An 18,089-nucleotide genomic window follows, 5' to 3' on the forward strand; every position below is an offset into this window, starting at 1 on the left:
CTTACCGCTTATAATCTCGTCCGTTTAGAGATGGTGGCGATAGCAAAAGAGGCAGAGGTTGCACCCACTCGAATTAGTTTTACGGCAGCAATAAGTCTGATAGATACCCAATTGAGGTGGCAGGCTCTATCACCTGATGGAAAGTTGCCCGCTAAATTGAAGCAAATGCGTGCCGATATAAAACACTTTATCTTGCCTGATAAAAGAAAGCACCGAACGTATCCACGTTCAGTGCTTTATATACCTAGCCGCTATCCACTTAGGTTTAAACAGTAATGCTTATCCGAACGGCATTACTGTATCGACAGGCCTTTTTGTTGGTTAGCTTTTGGGGCTTCGATTATTTATCAAATCGATTTTGCAGGTAATCAAATACCGCACGAATACCAAAGGCTTCACCACCCACAGGGCGACCCGGTAATTTACGGTTATTCCATGCCATCACATCGAAGTGACTCCAGCTAATATCTTTATCAACAAAGGCCTCAAGATAAAGCGCTGCGGTAATTGCGCCGCCAAATGGAGTTTTGCCGCAGTTGGCTAAGTCAGCAATATCACTACAGGTTAAATCGTAATAAGGTTTATGCAGTGGCATGCGCCAAACGGGGTCGTCTACAGATAAACCTGATGCGGTAATATCGGCGGCCACTTGGTCATCGTTACTAAAGAATCCCGGCAGTTCGGTGCCCAAAGCAACTCGCATAGCCCCTGTTAAAGTGGCAAAATCAATCATTAACTCAGGTTTGTCGTTATTGGCTTCAGCAAGGGCATCACACAAGACTAAGCGGCCTTCGGCGTCAGTATTATCAATTTCAACGGTCAGTCCTTTGCGGGTGGTGATCACATCACCGGGTCTAAAGGCATTGGCTGAAACGGCATTTTCAACGGCAGGAACCAGTACTCGCAGACGAATAGGTAAGTTGCTCGCCATAATCAATTGCGCTAAACCAATAACATGCGCTGCGCCGCCCATGTCTTTTTTCATTAAGCGCATGCCTGCGCCAGGTTTTAAATCAAGGCCACCAGAGTCAAAACACACACCTTTACCAACTAGGGTCACTTTAGGAGCCGATTCATCACCCCAAGTTAAGTCGATTAAGCGCGGGGCATTTTCGCTAGCGCGGCCAACCATATGAATTGTCGGGTAGTTTTGTTCAAGTAGTTCATCACCGACAATTTGGTTGAGCTTAGCGCCAAATTCTGTCGCCATGGCGCTCATGGTTTCAGCTAAGTGTTGCGGCATCATATCGGCAGCGGGAGTGTTAACTAAATCACGAACTAATGACACTGAGCGGATGAACTTATTGGCTTCATCAGCTTGCGCACTCGTCGGCACAATAAGCTGTGGAATTTGTTTGTCACTTTTTTTATAACGATCGAACTGGTAAGCCCCTAAGCCCCAGCTAAACGCGGCGGTTTTTATTTGCTGGTCACCAGCGTTTAATTGGTATTGACCTGCGGGCAGTTGATTAACCAGCTCGCCACACAGCCAATAAGAGTCATCTTGGTTAGTCACAAAAATAACTTCAGCGAGCTCACCTTCAGTATTAGGAATTAAGCTCATGCCTTTGCCTGAAAACTGGGTGGTGTTTAGCCAGTTGGTCACATTTATAGACTGCTTATCGCGCCACTGGGCAAATGTTTCGCTATTGAAAATGGACAGGGGAATGCCTGAAACACCTGAAATGATGATATTGCTCATAGTAGGACTCTTTGATTGCGATGAGTTTTAAAAGTATCCCTAAGAGTATCAGGCTGATTTGATTCTAGAAAGCACTGAAATGGTTTTAGCGTGCTTGTTTGTTGCAATAGATTGCTAAAGTAGTATGGCGCGACTAAAACAGGCGGTTATGAGCTGAGGTTACTATTACTTTTTTGGCAAAGCTATTAGTCATACTGTTGCTAACAGTATTGCTATTGGGATTCTAAGTGGAATGTAAAATAATCGTGGCAGTCACTTATCAGTTAGGCTGTGGCTATTTGGGTTAACTGGTCTTGTTAATGGAGCTTCTTCGGGCATTGGCTTTGCGTTCGGACATATTATTGAATGAGCTTGGCAGCACATCAACACCAACAATTTTACCTAGCTTTAATACCAGTGGGATAGTAATTGGCGCAAAAGGTAACACCGCGAAAACCCCTAAGCCCAAACCTTTGAGTAAGTCGGCAAATTGTTTATTGGCTTCGGCTAATTCATCCTTGTTGGCTTGCTTGCAGGTATAACGTTTATAAGTCACCAGCATGGCTTTGGTTTCTTGCTTTTCTTGGGCTAAGGCCTGTTTAACCACTAACATATCCAGTTTTATACGTAGCCAAATACGCCGTCTTCCAATACGGATAACGCGAATAGGGGCCTTGTGTAATAGCTGGTAGATACTCATGGGCGCGATTGTCGCATAGCGGCTGTAGTTAACCTATTTATTAAAGTGAATAGTTACATTTAGCTTATCTCGATGAGATCAGTGTAGTTGTTTTTAAGCATAATCTAATAATATAGACTGACTTTTTTAAAGATTATGCAAAAGTAGGCCAATTTAGCTGGCTTGACTCATCTTGATTAAATGCGAGCCTATATTTAGCCGCCGCGGTTTTAACTGGACTAAAGCTGCGCATTTTAACTTTAGCAGGCTAATTTATGCTAAAGTAAGGCGCTTATCTTTTTATCTTCCTCTTCGGTAAATAGACAACCTCATCTTGTGCTATATGAGTTTTCAAAAGCGTTAGCAATGATTAATTCATTACCTGCTCACACTGCTAGCCATAGCCACTTTTCATAAGTTGGTGGCTAAAACATCAGTAGTTGATGATGAGCGTGTAATAAGTTTCCCCTTCATATATTGACACTTTTAGCCAGCGATGCTTTTTTAAGCTCGGTCAGCGTAAAGTTCTTTCATTTATAAAACTCTGTGTACTAACGACGGTCTTACTTTCGACCGCGTTGCTTAAGATTGCCGTATTTATCAGAGCAGATCCCACCCTCTAATAATTAGAGTAACTTTAATTAGCCGCGTTTTATTAGAGCAAATTGGCCCATTGGCGAAAATAAACATTCGTGTATGCAGTCACATAGATCCATTGATATCAAACAAGGAACGATGACATGAACACGTTAAAAGTAGGAGTCATAGGGACTTCAAGAAAAGTAGACGAAAAACGCTTTCCTATTCACCCAGGACATTTACTGCGCATTCCGCAAGCGCTGCGAAAACAACTCATATTTGAACAAGGTTATGGCGAACCCTTTGGGATCTCAGATGCTGAGATTGCCGCATTAACTGGTGGCATTGCCACACGCCATGAATTACTGGCAGATATTGGTACGGTAATCATTGCCAAGCCGGTGTTAGAAGATTTACAAGAGCTGCGTGAAGGCGGCACTTTATGGGGGTATGTGCATTGTTTGCAGCAGCAAGATATTACTCAAGCAGCGCTAGATCGCAAACAAACCCTAATTGCTTTTGAAGATATGTTTATTTGGTCGCCAACGGGGCAAATGGGTCGTCATACTTTTTATAAAAACAATGAAATGGCGGGTTATTGTGCGGTGCTACACTCATTACAACTTAAAGGCATTGATGGCCACTATGGCGATCAACGTAAGACGATTATTTTTGGCTTTGGCGCCGTAAGTCGCGGCGCGATTTACGCCCTTAAAGCCCATGGTTTTAAAGACATTACCATTTGTATTCAGCGCCCTGAAGAGCAAGTGCGTGAAGAAGTATTAGATTGTAACTATGTGCGTATTCGCCCAGCCAAGACAGGCGAAGCCCGAATGATGGTGGTTGAGCATGATGGCAGTAGCAGGCCATTAACAGAGCTCATTAGTGAAGCCGATATTATCGTTAATGGTACTTTTCAAAACACTGCTAAACCAACTAACTTCGTTATTGAATCTGAAGCTGAGTGCCTAAAACCCCATAGTTTGATCATCGATGTCAGTTGCGATGAAAACATGGGCTTCTTTTTTGCCAAGCCGACCACATTTAAACAGCCAATGTTTAACTATAAAACGGTGGATTATTATGCGGTGGATCATACCCCAACTTATCTTTGGGAAAGTGCTACTCGGTCGATTTCAGCAGCGCTGATTGTGTATTTGCCTGCCGTGCTGGCTGGCAACAAAATGAAACCATTCGCCAGGCGATAAACATTGAAGAGGGCGTTATTTTAAATCAGGCGATTTTATCGTTTCAGCAGCGTGAGGCAGAGTACCCTTACAAGATTAAAGGTATCGAGTTAAGCCTCGCGGTTTAACTATAGCGGTTTAACTATAGCTGTTTAACTAAATCCGTTTAAATATGGCCGATGTCATAAATACACCTATATATCGAGTTCATCTGCAATAACTTAGCTGGTCATGTGCAAGCATGGCCACAGCTAAACCCTTGATTATTGTTTAATGCAGGGGGAATTTTTCAGCTAATTAAGCAATAGTGACAATTAACCCAAGACTATTGCGCCAAAAACACCGATAATTCACCTCATTAGATATACCCGCCAATTTACAGCGCACGACTCTGGAACTATTCAATGGAAATCAAAGTTAATTTTCTCGACAACTTAAGACTTGAAGCCAAGTTTGACGACTTTACTGTTACTGCCGATCAGCCTATTCGCTACAAAGGTGATGGCTCTGCGCCAAGTCCGTTTGATTACTTCTTAGCATCGTCTGCGCTGTGTGCGGCTTACTTTATCAAGGTGTATTGTAAAGCCCGTGATATTCCTACGGAAAATATCAAGCTATCACAAAACAACATTGTTGATCCTGAAGACCGTTATAACCAGATTTTTCAGATCCAAGTTGAATTACCAGATGATATTTCTGAAAAAGACCGTACCGGTATTTTACGTTCTATCGATCGCTGCACGGTTAAAAAAGTGGTGCAAACCGGTCCTGAATTTAAAATCGAAACCGTTGATGATTTAGCCGCTGACGCCAATGCCATGCTAATGGGTCAACCTGAAGGCGATACCAGCACCTACATCATAGGTAAAGACTTACCCCTTGAAGAAACCATCACCAACATGACAGCCATGCTAGCAGAGCTGGGGATGAAGATTGAAATTTCTTCATGGCGTAACATTGTGCCGAATGTGTGGTCACTGCATATTCGTGATGCAGCATCACCAGCCTGTTTTACTAATGGTAAAGGCGCCACTAAAGAAAGTGCGCTGTGCTCTGCCTTAGGTGAGTTCATTGAACGCTTAAACTGTAACTTCTTTTATAACGACCAATTCTTTGGTGAAGAGATAGCTAACAGCGAGTTTGTGCATTACCCCAATGAAACATGGTTTGAGTTAGAAGAAGATGACTCGCTGCCATCAGGCATTTTAGATGACTACTGTTTAGAGATTTATAACCCAGATGGTGAGTTAGCGGGTTCAAACCTGATTGATACCAACTCAGGTAACTTTGAACGTGGTATTTGTACCATTCCTTATACTCGTCACTCTGATGGCGAAGTGGTCAATATCCCGTCTAATTTAATCGAGAACTTATTTTTAAGTAACGGCATGAGCGCGGGTAATAACCTTGCTGAAGCCAAGGTGCAGTGTTTATCTGAAATCTTTGAACGCGCGGTTAAACGTCAAATCATCGAGCAAGAAATTGTCCTGCCTGATGTGCCAATGACGGTACTTGAAAAGTATCCAAGCATTTTAGCGGGTATTAAAGGCTTAGAAGAGCAAGGTTTCCCTGTTGTGGTTAAAGACGCCTCACTCGGTGGTCAATTTCCTGTAATGTGTGTCACCTTGATGAACCCTAAAACCGGCGGCGTATTTGCTTCATTTGGCGCCCATCCTAGCCTTGAAGTGGCGCTAGAGCGCAGCCTGACTGAATTACTGCAAGGTCGAAGCTTTGAAGGCTTGAACGATGTGCCAAAGCCGACGTTCAACAGCATGACAGTGACAGAGCCTGAAAACTTTGTTGAACACTTTATTGACTCAACTGGGGTTATCTCGTGGCGTTTCTTCAGCAGCAATCATGATTATGATTTCTGCGAGTGGGATTTCTCTGGTACTACGGAAGAAGAAACTGAAAGCTTATTTGGTATTTTAGCCGATATTGGCAAAGAAGCTTATATTGCTGAGTTTGACCAACTAGGTGCTGCTGTTTGTCGTATCTTGGTGCCTGATTACTCTGAAGTATATCCAGTTGAAGATCTTATTTGGGACAACACCAATAAAGCGCTGGATTACCGTGAAGAGATTTTAAACCTGCATGTGTTAACCCAAGAGCAGTTAACAGATTTAGTTGAGCGTTTAAAAGAAAGCCAACTGGATAATCAAACTGATATTCCAACCTTAATTGGTATTGTATTTGATGAAAACACCCCTTGGGGTCAGTTAACCATCATCGAGCTTAAAATCTTAATCTACCTTGCGATCGGCAGACTTGAAGATGCAATGAATTACGTGGCTGAGTTTTTACAATACAACGACAACACAGTCGAGCGCGGTTTGTTCTATCAAGCGGTTAATGCGGTACTAGAAGTCACCTTGGATGAAGATTTGGAACTTGAGCACTTTATCAATAACTTCAACCGCATGTTTGGTGAAGATAATATGAAAAATGTTGTTGGCAGTGTTACTGGTGAGGTGAAGTTCTTTGGTTTGACTCAAACCAGCATGAATCTTGAAGGTATCGAGCCGCATTTAAGATTGATTGAAAGCTATAAAAAGCTGCATCAAGCACGTGCGAATGCCGCAAAATAAGATTATTTAATATAATTGATTAGTCTACTTTGAAGCCCATCAAATGATGGGCTTTTTATTTTTTACCTTTGGGGTATTAAATTCTGGTTCAGAATCTTTGCTAAATGAATAAAGGCTTTGCCAAATGAATAAAGACTTAGCTAATAAATACTTAAGCCAATTACGTCGATCCCTAGCGGACGTTAGTACGCCTGAAAAGGCGAAGGCAATGGCACGTTTCTTCAATCATGAAGTTAATTTTATTGGTGCAAAAGCTGCTGATATTAAAAAAGTGATCACAGAGTTTCAGCAACAAAATAGCAAGGTAAGTGCCGATGAGACACTAGAACTAGCTGAGCAGATTCTTGCCAATGCGAAATACACAGAAGAGGTATTGTTAGCTTTTGGACTTTTAAACAAGTTTGTTAAACGACATTTTAATGATGAGTTACTCCAACGTTTTGAATATTGGCTTGAGCATTATGTGTCTAATTGGTCGCATGTAGATGATTTATGCATTAAAACTATTTACCAATTTATGCTTTCAAGACCTGAGTTAATTGAAACCACACAACATTGGGCACATTCAAGTAACCCTTGGTGCAGAAGGGCAAGCAATGTGGTGTGGGTAAAATTTATTAAACGAAAGATAGGTCAATCAGTATATATTTTGGATAAGTCGCTTATTTTTAGACATTGTGAATTACTACTTAACGACCCTGACCCATTTGTTCAAAAAAGCGTTGGCTGGTTACTAAAGGTTGCATCGATTGAATATGAGCAAGAGGTGATTGCTTTTATAAAAAGCAATGTTAATAATATGCAGCGCGGAACCATTAGGTATGCGATTGAAAAATTAGACAGTGATACCCGAAAAGCCATACTCTCTTTTTAGATGGTAAAAGTATATTCGTTAAACTAAAAGCTTATTACTATTCACCAAGCGAAATCAGTTAGCTAAATACTTAAGGATTCGATTTGGCAACATTATTTAGATTGGTCATGATTATTGTGTGTGCATTAATAATAACGATATTGGTAATTTTTATCATGTCTAGCTTAGTCGGCTTAGGTGTACCTTCCCATGCCGTTGAACTTAATTAATATCAAGAATTTTGAAATAAATAGCTAAAAGGAATTAGCGTGCCAGTCATAGATTATTCAACTTATACCCTCGAAGAATTACTCGATCTAGCAGACAACATTGATTCAATCTCCTAGTCAGAAAGATATCAAAGACTTCTAGCAGAAATAAAAATTAAGCAAAAAATTGTTCTGCTCTAATTCCATCAGACAGTTAATTTTGTGACAGTATGGTCAATAAATTAAGAGGTCGATATGTGTAATGGTCTAATGAAACTGTAGAGATTTATAGCATTAAAAAACGCCGATAGACTTAAGTCTATCGGCGTTTTTATTGGATGCTTTATAAATGCAATTTTCTAGCTTATTGCTATTTCTTAGTAAGTGCTGCAGCTTCAGCTTGGCTTGCCATGTACTCGTTAAAGCTGCCGTGGAAGCTTAATAACTTTTGATCTCTTACATCAATGATGTGAGTTGCAAGAGATGATACAAACTCTCTATCGTGGCTCACGAAAATCAAGGTGCCTTCAAATTCTTTAAGGGCATTGTTTAGCGCTTCAATGGCTTCCATGTCCATGTGGTTGGTTGGCTCGTCCATGATGAGTACGTTTACATCCATCATCATTAACTTACCAAACAACAGACGGTTCTTTTCACCACCTGAACAGTTACGGGCTTTCTTGTTGGCATCATCTTCAGTAAATAGAAGACGGCCTAACATGCCACGTACCATCAAATCATTATGTTTTGGGGTGCGCCATTGCGACATCCAATCAAATAAACTTAGATCATTATCAAAATCTTTGCTGCTGTCTTGCGGGCAGTAACCGATAGCGGCATTTTCAGACCACTTAACCACACCTTCGTTATGGGTCAGATCGTTTACTAAACAGCGTAGTAGGGTTGTTTTACCGACACCGTTTTCACCAATAACAGCAAGCTTTGCGCCAGCTTCAAGGATAATGTTACCGCCTTGGAATAAGGTGTTATCTTCAAAACCATGGCCAACGTCTTCCATGATAAGCGCTTGACGATGCATTTTTTTGCTTTCGTCAAAACGTAATGAAGGCGTCATACGGCTAGATGATTTAACTTCATCTAGCGAAATTTTATCAAGCTTTTTAGCGCGAGAACTGGCTTGCTTCGCTTTAGATGCGTTAGCACCAAAACGGTTAACGAAGTCTTGAAGTTCAGCCATTTCAGCCACTTTCTTAGCGTTACCTGCTAACAGCTGCTCTTGGATTAACCCAGCAGCTTCAAGGAAGTATTCGTAATTACCTGGGTAAATACGTAGCTCACCGTAATCGATATCTGCCATATGAGTACAGACAGTGTTCAAGAAATGTCTATCATGGGAGATGATGATCATGGTGCATTTACGTTTGTTTAGCTCATCTGCTAACCAACTAATGGTATGAATGTCCAAGTTGTTGGTCGGTTCATCAAGCAGCAAGATATCAGGGTTTGAGAATAAAGCTTGTGCCAGTAACACACGTAACTTTTTACCCGGAGCGACTTGGCTCATTAAACCAAAGTGATATTCTTCATCAATACCGGCTTCAAGTAAGATTTCACCGGCGCGACTTTCTGCACTATAACCGTCCATTTCAGCAAACTCACTTTCTAGTTCACCGACTCTCATACCGTCTTCTTCAGTCATTTCTGGCAAAGAATAAATGCGTTCACGCTCTTGCTTTACTTCCCAAAGTTTAGGGTCGCCCTGAATTACCGCATCAACTACGCTGTACTGTTCAAAGGCAAACTGATCCTGACTTAAGGTACCCACTTTTTGGCCCGGAGTAATAGACACGTTGCCAGAAGTCGGTGCAAGTTCACCACTTAGAATTTTCATGAAGGTTGATTTACCACAACCGTTAGCACCAATTAAACCATAACGGTTTCCGTGGCCAAATTTAGCTGAGATGTTTTCAAACAATGGCTCTGGGCCAAACTGCATGGTGATATTTGCGGTAGAAATCAAAGGAATATCCTGAATGGTTAAGTATGCAAAGCAAAGCTCGATGTACGATTAAAAAGGTACTTTGAGTTCAGCTAAGCTAAGCAGATAAACGCTGACCTTAAAAAGGCAGAGCATTTACGTAGGTAAAACAGCCGCGGATTATACAGACATAACTGCTCATATGTCGAGCAGCCAATGCAGTTAAAGTATATTTTTGGCCTGTTTAGTGCAATTTAATGGGCAAATGCTCAATAGTGAATGTTTTATCGGGAATTAATTACTGTTTTGCCTGTAAGTTTTTAACCAGTGGTTCACAGGAAAGCGGTTTTTGTTTTAAAGGCCTTGGCTTGGGCGCTGCTGCCGTTTTTGGGTTTTTAGCTTGTTGCTGGCTTGCCGCCGCACGCTTAAGTTGCTGGGTCCACCAAGTTAATTCTTCACAGCCATGGCCTGATTTAATGGACTGCTGCGCTTTACATAAGCTATCAGTTTCAGGGCAATGCAAACGCACATGCATGTGAGAGGTATGGCCCCACCAAGGACGAATTTTTTGTAGCCAAGTATCCTTATCGCCTCGTTCATTACACAGCTGCTGCTTGATGATTGGATTAACAAAAATCCGGGCCACCTGTTTATCCTCTGCAGCGACTTTTAGCATGGTTTTATGCTGTTTTGACCATGCTTGATTAACGGTTAATTTATCTATATCAACCACTGATAAATGACGTGGATTTTGTAATTCTTGAGGCTTGAGTGGCGCCTCGGTTAGTTTTAGCCAAATGTCCACATCTAAGCCTATTTGATGGCTGCTGTGGCCAAAATCAAATTGACCGCCGCGGGGCATCGACATATCACCGATAAGAATATTATTGATCCCTTGCTGGGTTAGCTGCTTTGAATAGTGACTGACAAAATTCACGAGATTAGGGTGGCCATAAAAACGCTGCCGCTGACTACGAATAACTTGGTAGCCGTCACCCGTTAACGGCAGTGGCTGTGCGCCTGATAAACAGCCATTCGCATAGCCGCCAATGGCTGCCACTTGTCCTTGATAGATGCTGGTGGCGAGTTCCCAAGGATTGGTTCTGGCCTGCAGCGGATAAGTGCTTAACAAACTTAATAGCACTAATACGGTGTGTAAGCGCGTCATAGCAACATTACTCCCACAAGGCGTTGAATTAAAGATATAGGAAATGAGCGAGTTAATTAACGAATGATTGATAATCAAATCACTTATAAGCTCAACAAAAGTATAGAAGGCGATATGAATTAGGCGAGTGAATAACGCGGATTAGTTTGAATGCTTAATTCTACTAAGTCTTAGCATTATGACACTAGAGCATCAGGCCTGCGAAGGGGGGAGCTCGCTGACCTGATGTTGTTCTAAGTTAATATGATCTCACTTAAAGCGGACAACTAATGGTGGTTAACGCTTACGGATCATGCTGGTGTTAATATCCTTAAGGCTTTGACAACCTGCCAACGCCATAGTACGGACTAATTCTGTTTTGAGTATGCTGATGGCTTTTTCTGCGCCAGCTTGACCGCCCGCAGCCAGGCCATAGGCGTACGCTCTGCCAAGTGATACGGCATTCGCGCCTAAGGCTATAGCCTTAAAAATATCACTGCCGCGTCTTATGCCGCCATCGACGATGATTTCTATGTCTGGACCGACTGCCGCGCGAATGTCAGCCACCATTTCGATTGGCGCAGGGGTGCAATCCAGCTGTCTGCCACCATGATTTGAGATCATAATGGCCGATGCGCCAATGTGTTTAGCTTTAACTGCATCATCTACCGACATAATGCCTTTGATAGCAAAAGGGCCGCCCCATTGTTTAATCATTTTGGCGGCGTGATCCCAAGTGAGATTTCGCTCCAATAGGTTCCCCATATACTTAAGGAAGCTTTCGGTATCGCCAGATGAGGGGGCTTTATTTAGGTTAACTAAATCTTTGCCACCTGACATAAAGTAGTTTTTTACCCACAAAGGATGTTTGGCAAACTCAAACATGCTTTTTAGGCTGAGATTCATTGGTATGGTTAAGCCATTTTTTATGTCTCGCTCTCGATTGCCGCCCACCACGGTATCAACGGTTAAACACATGGCTTGGTATTTTGCCGCTTTTGCTCGCTGCATAATTTCTTCATTTAATTGCTGATCCGTTACCACATACACCTGAAACATTTTATTGCCATAACTACTGCTGGCAACCTCTTCAATGGTTTTGGAAGAGAAAGTGGATAAGGTAAATATAATATCTTGTTTATCAGCGGCTTTAGCCCCTGCGATATCAGCATCAGCATTAAACATGCGCTGCTGGCCCACAGGTGAAATAAACAATGGCGCCGACATGTCACAGCCCAGTAAATGGCAGCGGGTATTGATGTCGGTGACATTAGTGAGACACTTAGGAATAATCTGATATTGATCAAAGGCATTAACATTGTGGCTCAAAGACACTTCATCATCAGCACCGCCTGCCATGTAGTCATATACAGGTAAGGGCAGGTTTTTATGTGCAAGCTGATGTAATTGCTCAATGTTAAAGCATTTTTCTAAAGACTTAGTTAATAACATAGCGGCCGCTCTATACTGGAGTTGATAATGGTTTGCCTTCAAGCATTGCAATCACATTTTGTAAGGCTTTACCTGCCATAGCTTGACGGCATTCAGCCGTTGCGCTGCCAATATGCGGGGTTAAGGTGACATTTTCAAAATCAAGATAGCCAGAGTGGAAATCCGGCTCGCCATCAAATACATCTAACCCTGCAGCGGCAATTTTACCGCTTTTAAGTGCATCGATGAGGGCATTATCATCAATTAATCCGCCGCGGCCGGTATTGATTAAAATAGCGCCATCGTTGCAATTAGCTAAGCTATCAGCATTGATTATCTGTTTTGACTCAGGGGTGAGCGGGCAATGCAAACTAATGATATCTACAGTCGATAACAAGCTCGCCAGACTGTCACAATAATGGGCTTGATAGTTTGCTTCGGCTTCGACATCTTGGGAGCGATTATAATAATAAATATCCATATTAAACGCTTTGGCGCGGCGCGCGACAGCTTGGCCTATGTTACCCATTCCCACAATGCCTAATTTTTTACCGTGGACTTGATTTCCCATCATGGCCATTGGCGCTTGTTTAGACCATTGACCGCTGCGTAAAAAGCGCTCATTGGCGCCAAGTCGGCGGCAAGTGGCAAGGAGTAACCCAAAGGCTAAGTCGGCAGTATCTTCAGTTACCACCGGGGTGTTAGTTACTGAAATAGAGCGCGCTTTAGCGGCGTTAAGATCGATATTATCAACGCCAATACCAATATTGGCGATTAATGTAATGGATGTCGGCAAGGTATTAATAAAATCAGCACTAACGGCATCTAATGCTGTTGTTAAGTACACCTTTGCACCTGTAAAAACAGCGTAATCACCTTCAAATACACGCACTTCAATTGCGGAGCCATTAGCGCTAATTGGCGGCAGAGGTAATGGGCGCGAAAGTACAATAATATCAGTCATCATCTTGTCCTTTTTATTATTTTTATGGGCAATCAATTGGTTTTAAGTCAGGCTATTTCAGTCATAAGTGTTGCAGCTAGTGATTGTGTAGAGTGCCAGTAGCGATTGTTTGTTTCCGCAACAAATGTTGCATTTTAGATGCGTTAGCGTCGATAACGACATAAAATTTATAAACTTAATTGGCTTGCTTTTGTGGACGATAATAACGTGTTTACGATAAATATCACTATTAATTGGTAAAAGTATCGGGTTGTGAAGTGGATAAAAACCTAGGCCGTACTTGTTGCTAGCTTGTGGTTTTTTTAGCCTTTGCCTTTGTAGGGACTATCACTTAATCTAGCCATGATTGACCAATAATAATAAGTTCGAATGAACAAGGACTAACTGCACTATGTTAACAATTGAACACCTACATAATTGGCGCGCTGAATTACCCTGTGAAATACAGCAGCAAATATCCCACAGGCTTAGCTTTAAAAAATTTCGTAAAGATGAATTTATTTACAGCTCAGGTGAAACCTCAAACTGTGGCTTTCAAGTGGTATCAGGTAAAGTCAAAATTTGTAATTACAATAAAGAAGGTCGGGAGTTAATTGTGGCCATTTTGCATGCAGGTGATTGCTTTGGGGATATCGGATTAATCACCCGCTATAATCGACCTAACTATGCAGTAGCATGCGCTGATGTTGAAGTTAATGTATTGTCACATAAAGATTATTTACATTTAAGTCAGCACTTTCCTGAAATGTCGATCGCACTCAACCGCTTTCTATGTACCCGCATTCAATACACTTTTGCCAGTTTAAATGAAGCATTATTACTGCCACTATACGAACGCTTAGGCGCATCGATTGTAAGGCTTGCCCTAAGCCGCGGCGCCAAAGAACTTGAAGCCGTCTCTTTACCTGATATATCACAAGAAATGCTCGGGCAAATGGTGGGGGCAACACGGCAAAGCGTCGGGCGAGAATTGAAAAAAATGCAGCAAGAAAACTTGATTCAAATCGAGTACGGCAAAATTTTTATTAATGATATTGATAACATGATCAAATTGTTTGATTTGAATTTGTCACATCAAGCCATAGTGCCGCTGTACTCGACAACAACTTAGTTGCTTTAAGTAATTGATTATATAGAGTTAGCTGCTTTGATTCGGGTGTTTACCCCATTGTGGCGAAGCTTAGTCGAATAAGCTTAGTCGAATTGGTAATGTCAATTAAGTGTCCACCTGAGCTAATTAGCTCTTATTAAATGTCACAAATGTGACAGAATTTAACAAATTACCTATGCCAAAGTGGTTAACACTAATAATAAAAACGAGAGTTAACATGCCAAAATTAAGATCATCAAAAGTTGTCGACGGTAAAGGCGCAGCTGCAGCGCGTTCACTTTGGTTAGCGGGTGGATTACAGCAAACTGATTTTGGCAAGCCCATGATTGCCGTGGTTAATTCATTTACCGAGTTTGTCCCAGGTCATGTGCATTTACAAGAAGTTGGCCGCCTAGTGTGTGACGCTATTTTTGAAGCGGGCGGCATTGCCCGTGAGTTCAATACCATTGCTATCGATGACGGTATTGCCATGGGCCATGATGGCATGCTCTACAGCTTACCGAGCCGTGAAATCATTACTGACAGCATTGAATATATGATTAATGCCCATTGTGTTGATGCGATGATCTGTATTTCAAACTGCGACAAAATCACCCCAGGCATGTTAATGGCCGGATTAAGGTTAAATATTCCAGTGATATTTGTCTCTGGCGGGCCTATGGAAGCAGGCCGCGTGGTTGAGAAAGATAAAGTTCAGCGTTTTGACCCCATTGATACCTATATTGCCGCTTTCAGTAGTCAGGAACTTGATGGTAAAAGCGCCGAGTTTTTAGAAAACCATGCCTGTCCTACCTGCGGCTCTTGTTCTGGCATGTTTACCGCAAACTCAATGAATTGCTTGGCTGAAGTATTAGGACTCGCACTACCGGGCAATGGCTCATTATTGGCGACCCATTCAGATCGCAAAGACTTGTTCACCCGCGCTGCCCAGCAAATCGTAACCAACACCAAAAAGTTCTATTTTGAAGACGATGACTCGGTGTTACCGCGCTCGATTGCCACTCGCGAAGCGTTTTTCAATGCGATGAAAGTGGATATTACTATGGGCGGATCTACCAACACCATTCTCCATTTGCTAGCCATGGCCCAAGAAGGCGAAGTAGATTTCAATCTCAGTGATATTGATGGCTTATCCAGAAAAGTACCGCACCTTTGCAAGGTGTCACCAGCCACCAAAGATTATTATATGGAAGATGTTCACCGTGCTGGTGGCATGATGGCAATCATTGGCGAGCTCGAGCGAGCCGGATTAATTGACACCAGTGTTAAATCGGTTGGCGGCGGTACATTAGCGCAAATGCTAGCCTATTGGGATGTATTACGAACAGACAACCCAGAAGTGCATGAGTACTTTAAAGCGGCTCCCGGAGGTAAACGTACGATTAAGGCCTATGGTCAGTCACAGCGCTGGAAAGAATTAGATTTAGACCGTGAAAAAGGTTGTATTCGGAATATCGACAACCCTTACAGCACCGAAGGTGGCTTGGCGGTTTTATACGGTAATATTTCTGAAAATGGCTGCATAGTTAAAACCGCTGCAGTGTATGAACATATGCTCGACTTTACCGGTACTGCAAGAGTATTCAATCAGCAAGAAACGGCTTTGACCGCCATTGATACTGGTGAAATACAGCCTAATACCATCATCATTATTCGCTATGAAGGCCCTAAGGGCGGGCCCGGCATGCAAGAGATGCTAAAACCAACCATGAGCTTAAAAGCCCAAGGGTTAGACTCAAGCTGCGCACTGGTGACCGACGGGCGTTACTCTGGCGCCTCGGCTGGTTTGTCTGTGGGTCATGTTTCACCTGAGGCGGCTAATCAAGGTGCTATCGGTTTAATTGAAGATGGCGATCAAATACGTATCGATATTCCTAATCGCTCGATTAATTTACTGATCACTGATGCGGCATTGCAGCAACGTCGAGAGGCGATGAATGCGTTACCTAAAGATCAAGCATGGCATCCCAATGAGCCGCGCACTCGGGTGGTTACTCGGGCGCTAAAATCTTATGCTGCATTTGCTACCAGTGCCGATCGCGGCGGATATCGTGAGCTATAAATGGAGTTATTGATATGGCTTTAGGGATTATTGCTGCATTAGCAGTGTTTATTTGGATGGCGATGCGTGGCTATAGCATTGTGCTGGCCTCGCTGGTGTGTTCCACCATAGTGATTATCACTAGCGGCATGGCGTTTGACAAAGCCATGCTAGAGTATTTCCCCACTGGCGCGTTGGGGGCTTTTACCTTTGCTGGACGGTTCTTTTTACTCTTTGCAGCAGGTGCGATGTTCGGACGTTTGTTAGCGGCAACAGGAGCGGCCAATAGCATTGCGAATAAGTTAGTCGACACCTTAGGCGCTGAACGTGTGCTAATTATTACGGTATTATTTTCAGCTTTGCTTACCTATGGTGGCGTGGTGTTGTTTGTGGTTATTTTCACTATGTATCCGCTTGGGGTGCAGCTATTGCAACAAGCCAATGTGCCTAAGCGGTTATTTACTGGCGCTATTGCCTTAGGTATTGGTACTTTCACCATGACCGCGATGCCGGGGTCACCGTCAATTCATAATGTGATTTCTTCGGTATCGCTGAAAACCGACTTATTTGCCGCAGCGGGCTATGGCTTATTCAGTAGCGCCATTATGTTGTCTTTGGGGCTGTGGTATCTTGAAAAGCAGCGCCACATAGCTAAGGCCAAGGGTGAGGGTTTTATCCCTTCTGAAAAAGATAAACTGATTTTAGCCAATAATAAGCAAATGGCGATGCCATCTTGGTTTCGTTCAGTCATTCCCATTGCCGCTGTGGTTATTTGTATTGTCTCTCCTAGGATCATCAGTGCTTTAGGCGTTAACGGCATTGAAGTTGTTGACTATGCCAATAGTCAGCCGATAATTTGGCCTTGTATGGCACTCTTGATTGGTATTATTACCACCATAGTGTTATTTCCACGCATTCTACCCAGCAGTATTACCGAGCTTGGTCAAGGCGCTGAAGAATCTATATCGCCGTTAATCGCGACTTCAGTTGTCATTGGTTTTGGTGGCGTAGTCAGCCATACCGACACTTTTGCGCAGTTTTCCCAGTGGATCACCACATTAGATGTCCCTGTGCTGTTGTCGGTTTTTATTGCCGCAAGTTCAGTGTCAGCGATTGTGGGCTCGTCATCAGGTGGCTTGCAAATCTTTTTAGGGACTATGGCGCCTGTTTATCTTGATAAAGGCGTCGAACCAGAGATCCTACATCGGGTTGCCGCAATGGCCAGTGGGGGATTTGATAGTCTGCCTCATTGTGGCGCAGTTGTGGCGATATTGGCGATAACCGGCCAAACCCATAAATCAGCCTATAAAGATGTTGGGATTGTCACTGTGGTATTTCCAGTGATTGCCTGTTTAGCCACAATTGCAGTTTACTGGGCGATTAACCCGTTCTGATGAAATCCAGCAAAGATCAAGGCACGCTAATGTTTAAATTGAGTCACTAAAGCTACTCATTTAAACATTAGGCTGCCTATTCGCCATAGACTAAAGCTTGTGTTTTTTGGGTGACAGTTTGTTAGGCAACACCTTGTTAAATAAAAGTCTGTTAGCTGAAAGCTTGTTAGATAGAAAAGTGTTTGAAGCGGTACTTTTACAAGAGTTTAGTTTGAACCAAGCAAATGAGTTCTAGAAAAATTTTAATATTCTCACCATCCATAGTGGTCAGTCGCCGCCGCTCACA

At 42.7% G+C, this 18,089-nt stretch carries 12 protein-coding genes and 1 pseudogene; 7 read left to right on the forward strand and 6 right to left on the reverse strand.

Going from position 1 to position 18,089, the window contains the following annotated elements; genetic code table 11:
* Positions 1–276: pseudogene (locus BM739_RS00005) on the forward strand (IS4 family transposase); the annotation flags it as partial.
* 64 nt (positions 277–340) lie between these two features.
* On the opposite strand, the gene BM739_RS00010 reads toward BM739_RS00005, so the two are convergent.
* Together BM739_RS00010 and BM739_RS00015 are read right to left on the reverse strand one after the other, a co-directional pair.
* A complete protein-coding gene (locus BM739_RS00010; RefSeq protein WP_076536057.1) occupies positions 341–1,702 on the reverse strand; it encodes a M17 family metallopeptidase in 1,362 nt (453 codons plus the stop codon).
* 283 nt (positions 1,703–1,985) lie between these two features.
* Positions 1,986–2,381, reverse strand: coding sequence for a hypothetical protein (locus BM739_RS00015; protein ID WP_076536059.1), 396 nt, complete (start codon positions 2,379–2,381; stop codon positions 1,986–1,988).
* A gap of 719 nt (positions 2,382–3,100) precedes the next feature.
* Here BM739_RS00015 and BM739_RS00020 point away from each other — a divergent pair.
* From BM739_RS00020 to BM739_RS00030, 3 genes are all read left to right on the forward strand, one after another.
* Positions 3,101–4,147, forward strand: coding sequence for a N(5)-(carboxyethyl)ornithine synthase (locus BM739_RS00020; RefSeq protein ID WP_254843431.1), 1,047 nt, complete (start codon positions 3,101–3,103; stop codon positions 4,145–4,147).
* Between the two features lie 383 nt (positions 4,148–4,530).
* A complete protein-coding gene (locus BM739_RS00025; protein WP_076536061.1) occupies positions 4,531–6,714 on the forward strand; it encodes an OsmC domain/YcaO domain-containing protein in 2,184 nt (727 codons plus the stop codon).
* 124 nt (positions 6,715–6,838) lie between these two features.
* Complete coding sequence (locus BM739_RS00030; protein WP_076536063.1) at positions 6,839–7,588, forward strand: DNA alkylation repair protein; 750 nt, start codon at positions 6,839–6,841, stop codon at positions 7,586–7,588.
* A gap of 558 nt (positions 7,589–8,146) precedes the next feature.
* Here BM739_RS00030 and BM739_RS00035 read toward each other — a convergent pair.
* From BM739_RS00035 to BM739_RS00050, 4 genes are all read right to left on the reverse strand, one after another.
* Positions 8,147–9,757 (reverse strand): ABC-F family ATPase, encoded by a 1,611-nt coding sequence (locus BM739_RS00035; RefSeq protein WP_076536065.1) that lies wholly within the window; start codon positions 9,755–9,757, stop codon positions 8,147–8,149.
* A 256-nt stretch (positions 9,758–10,013) separates the two neighbouring features.
* Positions 10,014–10,883: a penicillin-insensitive murein endopeptidase gene (gene mepA / locus BM739_RS00040; RefSeq protein ID WP_076536067.1), complete on the reverse strand. Its 870-nt coding sequence runs from the start codon at positions 10,881–10,883 to the stop codon at positions 10,014–10,016.
* A gap of 276 nt (positions 10,884–11,159) precedes the next feature.
* Entirely contained in the window at positions 11,160–12,314 is a 1,155-nt protein-coding gene (locus BM739_RS00045; protein ID WP_076536069.1) for an alpha-hydroxy acid oxidase, read from the reverse strand.
* Between the two features lie 10 nt (positions 12,315–12,324).
* The gene (locus BM739_RS00050) at positions 12,325–13,257 is read right to left on the reverse strand and encodes a D-glycerate dehydrogenase (protein WP_076536071.1); all 933 of its coding nucleotides are present in this window, start codon (positions 13,255–13,257) and stop codon (positions 12,325–12,327) included.
* Positions 13,258–13,648: 391 nt separating this feature from the next.
* Here BM739_RS00050 and BM739_RS00055 point away from each other — a divergent pair, with 391 nt between their 5' ends.
* The 3 genes from BM739_RS00055 to BM739_RS00065 all read left to right on the forward strand — a co-directional run bounded on the left by BM739_RS00055 (position 13,649) and on the right by BM739_RS00065 (position 17,803).
* Complete coding sequence (locus tag BM739_RS00055; protein WP_076536073.1) at positions 13,649–14,368, forward strand: Crp/Fnr family transcriptional regulator; 720 nt, start codon at positions 13,649–13,651, stop codon at positions 14,366–14,368.
* 217 nt (positions 14,369–14,585) lie between these two features.
* Positions 14,586–16,430 carry a dihydroxy-acid dehydratase gene (gene ilvD, locus BM739_RS00060; RefSeq protein WP_076536075.1) on the forward strand — a complete coding sequence of 615 codons (1,845 nt, stop codon included), beginning with the start codon at positions 14,586–14,588 and terminating at the stop codon, positions 16,428–16,430.
* 14 nt (positions 16,431–16,444) lie between these two features.
* On the forward strand, positions 16,445–17,803 hold the full coding sequence (locus BM739_RS00065) for a GntP family permease (RefSeq protein WP_076536077.1): 1,359 nt from the start codon (positions 16,445–16,447) through the stop codon (positions 17,801–17,803).
* Positions 17,804–18,089 lie beyond the last annotated feature (286 nt).

Origin of the sequence: Shewanella sp. UCD-KL21 (genome assembly GCF_001957135.1) — a bacterium.
Taxonomy (GTDB): domain Bacteria; phylum Pseudomonadota; class Gammaproteobacteria; order Enterobacterales; family Shewanellaceae; genus Shewanella.